The sequence below is a fragment of the Aeromonas sp. Prich7-2 genome, assembly GCF_017939255.1.
GTDB classification, from domain to species: domain Bacteria; phylum Pseudomonadota; class Gammaproteobacteria; order Enterobacterales; family Aeromonadaceae; genus Aeromonas; species Aeromonas caviae.
The window spans coordinates 1-9,782 of the sequence record NZ_JAGKRI010000080.1 but is presented as its reverse complement, the minus strand read 5'-3'; the positions used below and the strand labels follow the sequence as shown (position 1 = coordinate 9,782).

9 protein-coding genes are annotated in these 9,782 nt (G+C 63.9%); 4 read left to right on the top strand and 5 right to left on the bottom strand.

Going from position 1 to position 9,782, the window contains the following annotated elements:
* Window positions 1-331: 331 nt before the first annotated feature.
* Together J9892_RS14275 and J9892_RS14270 are read right to left on the bottom strand one after the other, a co-directional pair.
* Window positions 332-2,281: a MacB family efflux pump subunit gene (locus J9892_RS14275; protein ID WP_246876680.1), complete on the bottom strand. Its 1,950-nt coding sequence runs from the start codon at window positions 2,279-2,281 to the stop codon at window positions 332-334.
* A 2-nt stretch (window positions 2,282-2,283) separates the two neighbouring features.
* Complete coding sequence (locus tag J9892_RS14270) at window positions 2,284-3,441, bottom strand: efflux RND transporter periplasmic adaptor subunit (RefSeq protein WP_104455310.1); 1,158 nt, start codon at window positions 3,439-3,441, stop codon at window positions 2,284-2,286.
* 148 nt (window positions 3,442-3,589) lie between these two features.
* Here J9892_RS14270 and J9892_RS14265 point away from each other — a divergent pair, with 148 nt between their 5' ends.
* Both J9892_RS14265 and J9892_RS14260 read left to right on the top strand, forming a co-directional pair.
* Window positions 3,590-4,270 carry a response regulator transcription factor gene (locus J9892_RS14265; RefSeq protein WP_104455311.1) on the top strand — a complete coding sequence of 227 codons (681 nt, stop codon included), beginning with the start codon at window positions 3,590-3,592 and terminating at the stop codon, window positions 4,268-4,270.
* 14 nt (window positions 4,271-4,284) lie between these two features.
* On the top strand, window positions 4,285-5,604 hold the full coding sequence (locus tag J9892_RS14260) for an ATP-binding protein (protein ID WP_246876679.1): 1,320 nt from the start codon (window positions 4,285-4,287) through the stop codon (window positions 5,602-5,604).
* Between the two features lie 90 nt (window positions 5,605-5,694).
* Here the strand turns inward: J9892_RS14260 and J9892_RS14255 are convergent, their stop codons facing one another.
* From J9892_RS14255 to J9892_RS14245, 3 genes are all read right to left on the bottom strand, one after another.
* Window positions 5,695-6,105, bottom strand: a complete 411-nt coding sequence (locus J9892_RS14255; protein WP_210538526.1) for a DUF6515 family protein — start codon at window positions 6,103-6,105, stop codon at window positions 5,695-5,697.
* Window position 6,106: 1 nt separating this feature from the next.
* On the bottom strand, window positions 6,107-6,400 hold the full coding sequence (locus tag J9892_RS14250) for a hypothetical protein (protein WP_042877801.1): 294 nt from the start codon (window positions 6,398-6,400) through the stop codon (window positions 6,107-6,109).
* A 146-nt stretch (window positions 6,401-6,546) separates the two neighbouring features.
* Window positions 6,547-7,107, bottom strand: coding sequence for a carbonate dehydratase (locus J9892_RS14245; RefSeq protein WP_010672952.1), 561 nt, complete (start codon window positions 7,105-7,107; stop codon window positions 6,547-6,549).
* 221 nt (window positions 7,108-7,328) lie between these two features.
* Between J9892_RS14245 and J9892_RS14240 the strand changes: the two genes are divergently transcribed.
* Together J9892_RS14240 and J9892_RS14235 are read left to right on the top strand one after the other, a co-directional pair.
* Window positions 7,329-7,970: a ribonuclease gene (locus tag J9892_RS14240; protein WP_161470193.1), complete on the top strand. Its 642-nt coding sequence runs from the start codon at window positions 7,329-7,331 to the stop codon at window positions 7,968-7,970.
* Between the two features lie 207 nt (window positions 7,971-8,177).
* Window positions 8,178-9,224 (top strand): nitronate monooxygenase, encoded by a 1,047-nt coding sequence (locus J9892_RS14235; protein ID WP_161470194.1) that lies wholly within the window; start codon window positions 8,178-8,180, stop codon window positions 9,222-9,224.
* Window positions 9,225-9,782 lie beyond the last annotated feature (558 nt).

Sequence of the window (9,782 nt, the reverse complement as noted above, 5' to 3'; positions counted from 1 at the left end):
AGTTGGACAAACAGGCAGAGCAGTTCAAGTTACCCGCCCGCCGAGAACGAAGTTACCCAAGGTGCATCAAAGCCAAACCACAGAAGTATGCGACGAGAAAACCTAGTAAAAACAATGCCAGTCAGGCTTAACTGACTGGCATTACCGCCTTCGGGCGGCTTTTTTTGTGGGTGTGGCGGGCGGGAGACAAAAAAAGACCGGGTACGGGACCCGGTCAAAGAACCCGCGCATTCAGGGAAGAAGTGCGGGCGTTCAGGCTTGGTGGCGGGGCCGGGCATCGGCCCCCGATCCGGTGTCGGGGTGAGTGGCGTCACCCCGGCGTCAATGCGGGCTATTCGCGCTCCAGTGCGTGGATGGGATCCAGCCTGGCTGCCCGGCGGGCCGGGGCGAAGCCGAATATTACCCCGATCAGGCTGGCGCAAAGGCAGGCCACCGCCATGGCGGCAAGGGAGTAGCTCATCCGGACGCCGCTGCCGAGGTGGTCGAACAGTTGGCCCAGCACCAGGGAGAGGACGATGCCGAGCACGCCCCCCAGCAGGCAGATCAGCACGGCTTCAATGAGGAACTGCTGCTGGATGTCCCGGGTCCGGGCGCCGACCGCCATCCGCACCCCTATCTCCCGGGTGCGCTCGGTGACCGAGACCAACATGATGTTCATCACCCCTATGCCCCCGACGATCAGGGAAATGAGGGCGATGAGGGCGATCAGCGTGGTCAGGGTGGCGCTGGTCTGGCTGATGGTCTGGCGGATGCTGTCGGTGTTGAGCAGGAAGAAGTCCTGGCTGCCGTGGCGCAGGGTGAGCAGGCGGCTGATGCCGTCCTGGGCGGCGTCCAGGCTCACCTCGTCCCGCACCCGCACGCTGATGCTGCGCAGATGGCTCTGCCCCAGCAGGCGGCTCATGGCGGTGGTATGAGGGATCCAGACGTTGAGGGTCTCGTCGCTGCCAAAGCCGCTCTGGTTCTTGATGGCGACCCCGATCACCCGGCAGGGCAGATCCCCCAGCAGGATCACCTGGCCCAGGGGGGACTGGGTCGGGGCGAACAGCTTGTCCCGGGTGTGCTCGTCGATCACCACCTCCTGGGCCAGGCTCTCCTCGCTCTGGCGATCAAAGCCCATGCCTTGGGCCAGGCGATAGCCCCTGACCTGGAAGAACTGGGCGCCGACGCCGTTGATGGTGCCGGAGACGGCGGTGTTGCCAAGACGCAGGGTGGCGCTGGTGCTGAGGCTGGGGGTGACGCTGTGCACGTAGTCCAGCCGGGCGATGGCCTCGGCGTCCCCGATCCGCAACGTCTGTATGGTGGCGGAGCGCATGTCCCCGAAGCCGCGGCCGGGGAACACCTCCAGGGTGCTGGTGCCCATGGCGTTGATGTTCTCCAGCACCCGCTCCCGGGAGCCCTGGCCGAGGGCCACCACGGTCACCACCGAGGCGATACCTATGATGATGCCGAGCATGGTGAGAAAGGTGCGCAGACGCTGGGCAACCATGGCCTTGAGGGCCATCTGCAGGGCATTCCCGAGCCCCGCCATCCGCGGGGTCTTCCCCCTGGCGGACGTCTTGGTGGCGGCCTGGGGCGCCTGGGGAAGGGCCTGTGGCTCGCGCGTGCGGCGATCGGCGATCACCCGGCCATCTTTCAGTTCGATGATCCGCTCGGCGTGGCGGGCGATGTCCATGTCGTGGGTGACGATCACCAGGGTGTGGCCCTGGCGATGCAGAGCTTGAAGGCTCGCCATCACCTCGGCGCCGCTCTGGCTGTCGAGGGCTCCGGTCGGCTCGTCGGCCAGGATCACCTCGCCGCCGTTGATGAGGGCGCGGGCGATGCTGACCCGCTGCTGCTGGCCGCCGGAGAGCTGGCTTGGCTTGTGTTCGAGCCGGCTGGCGAGGCCGAAGCGGGTCAGCAGGGCCTCGGCCCGCTGGCGTCGCTCGGCCGGATCCAGACCGGCGTAGAGGGCGGGCACCTCCACATTGGTGCGGGCATCGAGATCCGCCAGCAGGTGATAACGCTGGAAAATGAAGCCGAAGTGCTCCCGGCGCAGGGCGGCGAGCTCGTCCCGGCTGAGGGTGGCAGTATCGCGCCCGGCCACCAGATAGGCCCCCTCGCTCGGCTGATCCAGGCAGCCCAGCAGGTTCATCAGGGTGGATTTGCCGGAGCCCGAAGCGCCGACGATGGCCACCATCTCTCCACGGGCGATCGCCAGATCGATGCCATCGAGCACGGTGACGGTGCGCTCACCCTCTTTGAAGTGGCGGCGGATGCCCCGCAGTTGCAACAAGGTGCCCATGGTCACATCCCCATGGGGGGCGGCATGCCCCCGGCGGCGTTGCTCTGGCCTGCGTTCACTTCGCTGACGATGACCCGCTCACCGGTGCTCAGGCCCGACAGGATCTGGGCATCCACCTTGTTGTTCAGGCCGACCTTGACCCGGCGCAGGCTGATCCGGCCTCCGTCGTCGATCACCCTGACCTGATCCCCCTGCAGGGCGATGGCCGGGATCACCAGCGCATCTTTGAGCCGGGCGACCACCAGATAGACCTGGGCCGTCATGCTGATCCTGAGCTGACCATCCTGGTTGGGCACCTCGAACAGGCCGTGATAATAGATGGCGCTGCTGTCGCTGCTGCTGGTGGTGTCGTCGTCATTGATGGTGTCGGGGGCGGGCTCGATGGCCCGCAGGGATCCCTCGAAGCGGCGCTGGCTGTTGCCAAGAATGGTGAAATAGACCGGCATGCCGACCCGGACGTTGATGACGTCGGCCTCGGAGATCCTGGCCTCCACCGTCATGGTGTCGAGCTGGGCAATCTTGAGCAGGGTAGGGGTGCTCTGGCTGGCGTTGAGGGTCTGCCCCTCCTCCACCGGCATGGCCACCACGGTACCGGAGAGGGGGGCCAGGATCCGGGTATACCCCAGGTTGACCCGGGCTGTGTCCACCGCGATCTCGGCCTGCACCCGCTGGGCGTTGAGGGCCCGGATATCGGCCAGGGTCTCGTCCAGGGTCGCCTTGGCGCTGTCATGGTCGGCCGTGCTGCCAAGACCTCTTGCGACGATCTGCCGCTGGCGCTGGTATGCCAGGCGGGCATTGCGAAGGGTGGCCTCTTTGGAATCCAGCTGGGCCTGGAGGTTGTCGCGCTGGGCCAGGGCATCCTTGAGGGCGTTCTGCTGGGGCAGATCGTCGATCTCGACCAGCAGATCCCCCTGTTTGACCTCCTGCCCCAGAGTCACGTGCAGTTTCTTGATCTGGCCCGATACCTGGGCGCCCACGCTCACCTGCTTGCGCGCCTTCAGGGTGCCGTCCGCCATGATGAGCTGCTCCAGATCCCGGGTCTCGGTACTGGCGGTGATGTAGTCGCTGGCGGGTGCCTTGGCTTGGGGGCGCCAGGCCAGCAACAGGGCGAGGGCGCACAGAGGCAGCAGCCAAAAGAGACGAGGGGAGAACGTGGGCATGACAACCTGTATCCTGAATGACGATCACGGCGGCACTCTACCCCAGAGCCGGGTTAAGGCTCTTTGCGCCAAGCGTAAGGGTTTCGTAAAAATGGCTGCCAAGGGCGGAGCAAGCGGCGAAAATGGCCACCGACAAGGGAGACCCTATATGAAGATCCTGCTGGTGGATGACGACGCCGAACTGGGCGTCATGTTGAGTGAATACCTGGGAGGGGAGGGGTTCGAGACCACCCAGGTGCTGACCGGAGGGGAAGGGGTGCACCATGCCCTCTCCGGCCGTTACAGCGCCCTGCTGCTGGATGTGATGCTGCCCGATCTGGGGGGGACTGAGGTGCTGCGCCAGGTGCGCCAGCGCAGTCGCCTGCCGATCATCATGCTGACCGCCAAGGGGGACAACGTGGATCGGGTGGTGGGGCTGGAGATGGGGGCCGATGACTATGTGCCCAAACCCTGCTACCCCAGGGAGCTGGTGGCCCGGCTGCGGGCCGTTCTGCGGCGGGTCAACGAGGGGGGGAGCGCAACCCCCTCGCCGGATGCCCTCATCCTGGGGGATCTGACGGTCACGCCGGCCAACCGGGTCTGTCTCTGGCAGGGGGAGCCGCTGGAGCTGACCGCCACCGAGTTCAACATGCTGGTGTTGCTGGTGCGAGCACCGGAGCAGGTGGTTACCAAGGACATCCTCTCCCTGCAAGGGGTGGGGCGCCCGCGGGAGGCCTATGATCGCAGCGTCGATGTGCACATCTGCAACCTGAGGCAGAAGCTGCAACAGAAGGCGGGGGAGGCCGTCACCATAGAGACGGTGCGCAGCATAGGGTACAAGATACGGTGATCCTCAAGGGACGTTTGTTCTGGAAGATTCTGCTGGGGTTCTGGCTGGCCATCGTGCTGGTCAGCCAACTGCTCTGGCTCGGTTTTCGTGCCGAGCGTGACCCCCCGGAAGAGCACCAGGCCCAGCAGTTGGCGAGCCAGCATCTGGAGATGGCGGCAGCTGTGCTGGCAAAGGGGGGGATCGAGGCTGCGACGGCATTGAGTCAGGCCATGTCGCCGCCGTTGCTGCAGATAACACTCCTCGATGTCTCCGATGCGCCTCCCCGGCCAGCGCCCCGGGCATCCAGGTTGACAGCCTCCGGGGAACCTGGCCCGGGCAGCGTGCTGACACGCACCGTGATTGCCAGCGACGGGCAGACCTATCTGCTGCAGACCAGAGCGGACCCGCGTATCCTCCCCGGCGGGCCGGCCCTCGGCCCCCTCTCCTGGCTCAACATTCCCCCGCCCATGCTCTGGATTGGCGGCCTGGGGGGACTCTTGTTCAGCATTCTGTTCGCCTGGCACCTGACCCGGCCCATGAACGCCTTGCGGCGCAGCTTCGATCGGGTAGCCAGGGGGGATCTGGGGGTGCGGCTGTGGCCCGCCCTGCGCTGGCGTCGGGACGAGCTGACGGAGGTGGCGCAGGAGTTCGATCTCATGGTGGAGCGGCTGCAGCAGCTGGTCGAGGGGCGCGAGCAGCTGCTCCACGACGTCTCCCACGAGCTGCGATCCCCCCTGGCCCGCATCCAGATGGCCATTGGCCTGGCGGAGCAGCGCCCGGAGAAGGCAAGCGACGCCCTGGCGCGGATCCGGCTCGAGACGGAGCGGATGGACAGGATGATAGGGGAGCTGCTGACCCTCTCCCGTGCCGAGCAGGGCCACGGGCTTGAGCAGAGCCACTACGACCTGCTGGCGCTGGTGGAGACGGTTGTCCAGGATGCCAGGTTCGAAGCCCAGCAATCCGGGGTCGAGATAGGGCTCGAGGCGGCGCTGGGGGAGGGTTGCCTCCTGCTGGGGCATGCGGAGCTGGTGCGCCGCGCCGTGGAGAACGTGGTGCGCAATGCCCTGCGCTTCTCGCAGTCGGGCCAGACGGTGAGTGTTCGCTTGCTGCGCCTGGGTCAGGAGGTGCAGCTCTCCATCGCCGATCGGGGGCCCGGGGTGGAGGAGGGGAAGCTGGCGGGGATCTTCGATCCCTTCGTGCGCATCGGCTCACCCCGCATGGGCAAGGGCTACGGGCTCGGGCTCGCCATCGCCCGCAAGGCGGTGATTCTACAGGGCGGTACCATCCAGGCGCGCAATCGCGCACAGGGGGGGCTGAGAGTGACCATGACGCTGCCCCTGCATGACCCGTCCTGAGGTACGCGGCTCAGACCCGAGTGGGGTAAACACTCCGGTAATGAAAGAGGGGGCCAAGGCCCCCTGCTCGTATCTGTTCCACCGTGCGATTCAGCGCAGCGCCGCTGGCGGCGGCACCTCGGTGTAGCGCCCGTCTATTTCTCGCAGGTAGTAGTGACCCTCCCTGACGTAATAGCGGCGGCCATCCAGATCCAGGGGGATGAGCCCTGTCTCTGCCACCACCAGGACCTGAGGAGGTGGGGAGACCACCACATAGTGGTTCTCCTGCCGGCGGTAGAAGATGCCGTCGAGCACATAGTAGGTGAGCCCGGCCAGCAGCAAGGTTTCCACCTCTCCCGGCAGCCGGTCGACGCGGTGGCCGAAGCCAGGGCCAGCCCCATGGCCGTACTGCGGGGCAGGGCTCTCCCATCCGCCCAGTCTGCTCATGTTCCCCGGACCCGCCATGGCGGGCAGGGCGATGGCCATGGCAAGCAGCCAGAGTGAAGGGCGGTGCAGACTCATCTCACTGCCCCTTGAGCGGTGCACCGGCGGGCTGGGGTTTGAGTGGCTGGGGCGGCAGTTCGCGCACGCTGACCGTGACCTCGTAGCGGGTATCCGGCTTGGCGGCATCAATGTTTTTGGACAGCGCCTGGACCAGGGCCTGGGGATCCGCACCCTGCTTGCTGGCGTGATAGAGCACGGAGGGGGGCGGTGTCATGGGACCTCCCTGGCGGGCGCCCATCGGGGGCGGCATCTCGCCTGCATGAAGGAGCGTGGTGCCCAGCAGCAGGGCAAGGGCGACAGGATAGCGTGACATGATGATGACTCCATTGATGGGAACGCCCCCATCAAACGCGACGCGTGCGCCCGGCTCAACCACCTTTACACCCTCTTTTCGCCCTCTTTACAGTTGTGACAACGGGCGTCGTGGCGCCCGTTGTGTGTCGTGAACCGCTCACCGGATCAAAACTCGTTGGAGAGCGCCTTGTAACCCCTGACCAGGTCGATGTTGGTGTGAGCCACATCCTCGGAGAACTCGGTGGCGTCCACGGTGACGCGCGGGATCTGCGCCAGATCGCTCTGCTGGTTGATGCGGGTGGTGGAGGGGACATAGAAGCCGGGGGGAATATCGCAGCCATCGACCACGGAGTTGTGGCGCACCACGGACCCTTCGCCGATGTGGCAGTTGAACAACACGCTGTTGAAGCCGATGAAGACCCGGTTACCCACTTCGCAGGGGCCGTGGACGATGCTGCGGTGGGCGATGGAGCTGAACTCGCCGATGGTGACGGCAGCGCCGGATTTGGAGTGGATGACGACGCCATCCTGAATGTTGGAGTTGGCGCCGATGACGATGGGTTCCATGTCACCGCTCTCGTCCACTTCGTCTGCGCGGATCACGGCATAGGGGCCGACAAACACGTTCTCCTTGATGATCACCTTGCCACAGATGATGGCAGTCTTGTCGATATAGGCGGATTCGTCGATAACGGGCAGGTGACCTGAGGGATTCTTGCGGATCATGTTACGTCCTGTTGCTGATGAAATCGGGGAAACGTGGCGCGTCATGAAGGCCCGCCGGAGAGCCAGCTTACGCCTCTGATCCGGCAGGGGAAACCTTTTACTGGTCTGACCCACAGTGAGTAAGGCCATTTTGAGCGATTGTTCTTTGACTCCCTGTTATGGGAGCATGAGGGCGCAAAATGGGGCGCCACCGGGTGCAAAGAGATGAGGGGGAATGAGAGATGAAGCAGGTCATGGTATGGCTGGTGGGGTCGCTGTTGTGGATCTCCGCCGCACAGGGCAAGGGCCATGCGGGGGAGTTTGACTATTACGCCATGGCACTCTCCTGGTCGCCCGAGCACTGCGCCATCAAGCCAGGGGATCGGGAGCAGTGCGCCCGCAAGCTGGGGTTCGTGCTGCATGGGCTCTGGCCCCAGTATCTGCGTGGCTACCCCGCCAGCTGCACCCGCGAGCGGCTGGATGCGGACATGGAGCAGCAGTTTGCCGGGCTTTACCCCAGCCGCTTCCTCTATCGCCATGAATGGGAGAAGCACGGCACCTGTTCCGGGCTGAGCCAGGAGGCATTTCACCAATTGGCCAGCGATCTGCGCCAGAAGGTGAAGATCCCGGCCGCCTATCAATCGCCGGAAGAGCCGCTGCGCAAAAACAGCTTCCAGCTCAAGGCCGATCTGGCGAGTGCCAACGAGTGGCTGGCCCCCGATAACATCACGGTGGCCTGCGCTGATGGGGGCCGCTTCCTGCGGGAGATCTACATCTGCATCAACAAGCAGGGAACGGATGCCGTCCCCTGCTCCGACGAGATGCAGAAGCGGGAGCGCCGCTCCTGTGGCCAGCCGGACTTCCTGCTGCGCAGCGTGCGCTGAGCTCGTTATCTTCATCAGGCCCTTCGCGGGCCCGATGTGCAATGAACCTCAAGGGGCCTGATGGATGAAAGCGAAGACAGGATGTCTGGCCGGGAACTGGACAGGCGATATCGCCAGACGACGTGTCAGCATGTCAGGTGCGCTCTGCCGACTCAACTCTCCTCTGGCGCACAGCCAGACTCACCATCAGAAACAGGAAACCATCATATGACGCTCTTTGCCGAACTGGGGATGCGCTATCCCGTCATTCAGGCCCCCATGGCGGGTGTGCAGGACAGCGCCCTGGCGATGGCTGCGACCAGTGCGGGGGCTCTGGGCTCCCTGCCTGCCGCCATGCTGAGTGGTGCCGATCTGCGCCAGGAGCTGAGTCGTCTCGCCGCCAGCGGGCCGGGCCCATACAACATCAACTTCTTTTGCCATCGGCAGCACGAGCCGGAACCGGCAGCGGAGCAGCGCTGGCGCCAGGTACTGTTACCCTATTACGCCGAGTTCGGGGTGGATGCCGCTGCGCCGTCGCGAGCCCCCTCTCGGGCCCCCTTCAATGACGAGCATGCGGCCCTGCTTGCAGAGTTCAGACCTGCCGTGGTCAGTTTCCACTTCGGCTTGCCCGAGCCCGAATTGCTTGCCCAGGTAAAAGCCACAGGCGCAAAAGTGTTTGCCAGCGCCACCACGGTGGCAGAAGCGCAGTGGCTTGCTGACCACGGAGCCGATGCCGTCATCGCCCAGGGGCTGGAGGCGGGTGGCCATCGCGGCCATTTCCTGAGTGAGGATCTCAGCTTGCAGCAGGGCACCTTTACCCTTCTGCCACAGGTAGTGGCGGCAGTGGATCTGCCTGTCATCGCCGCCGGGGGCATAGTCGATGGAAAGGGCATCAGAGCCGCCCTTGCTCTGGGAGCGAGCGCCGTGCAGGTGGGAACGGCGTTCCTCTGTTGCCACGAGGCGACGACCTCGTCCCTGCACCGTGCGGCGCTGCAGGGGAGGCATGGTCAACACACCGCACTGACCAATCTGTTCAGCGGCCGTCCGGCGCGGGGGATAGTCAACCGCTTGATGCGGGAACTCGGCCCCCTTTCGGTGCTGCCGCCAGACTTCCCGTATGCCAGCGGCGCATTGGCTCCGTTGCGTGCCGCAGCCGAAAAGGCGGGTGACAGCGGTTTCTCGCCACTCTGGGCCGGGCAGAACATATCGGGTTGCCGCTCCATGGCGGCAGCCGAGCTGATCGCTGCCTGGGTTGCTGAGGCAGAACTGGCCTGATCGTCACTTTGCGATTCTCTTCCTTTATATATGGATTGATATGGTCAGCAACCCTTCGAAGAGGAGACGGGCAGAGAGGAACGGGAGGTAATAGGGTGCAGAATGAGCCCTTTTCTAGCTTGCCCTGTGGATAAGTCTGTGTAAAAACTGTGCTTTGATATGAATAACTAAGAATTGGCATTTTTTTGCAATTTTATTGCGATGAGATCTTGCCAATGTGATCTATGTCTCTATAATGCGCCTCCATCGACAGGGCAAGCGGCAACGCAAACAGCCTCGTCGATAACCTCGAAAAGCCTTTGAAAATAAGGCTTGACTCGAGAAGGCGGTTGAGTAGAATGCCACTCCCGCAGCAGCCAAAAGCTGCGTCGCTCTTTAACAATTTGAATCAAGCAATCTGTGTGGGCACTCACAGCATCGAGCATCAAAAACAATTTTTGATTTTCAATGTCTGATGAAGTGACCAAAGCAACGAAAGTTGCAGCAGTTAATTCAGCAATTCATTGAGCCGCTTTTCGAAGCAACCAAACTTAAATTGAAGAGTTTGATCATGGCTCA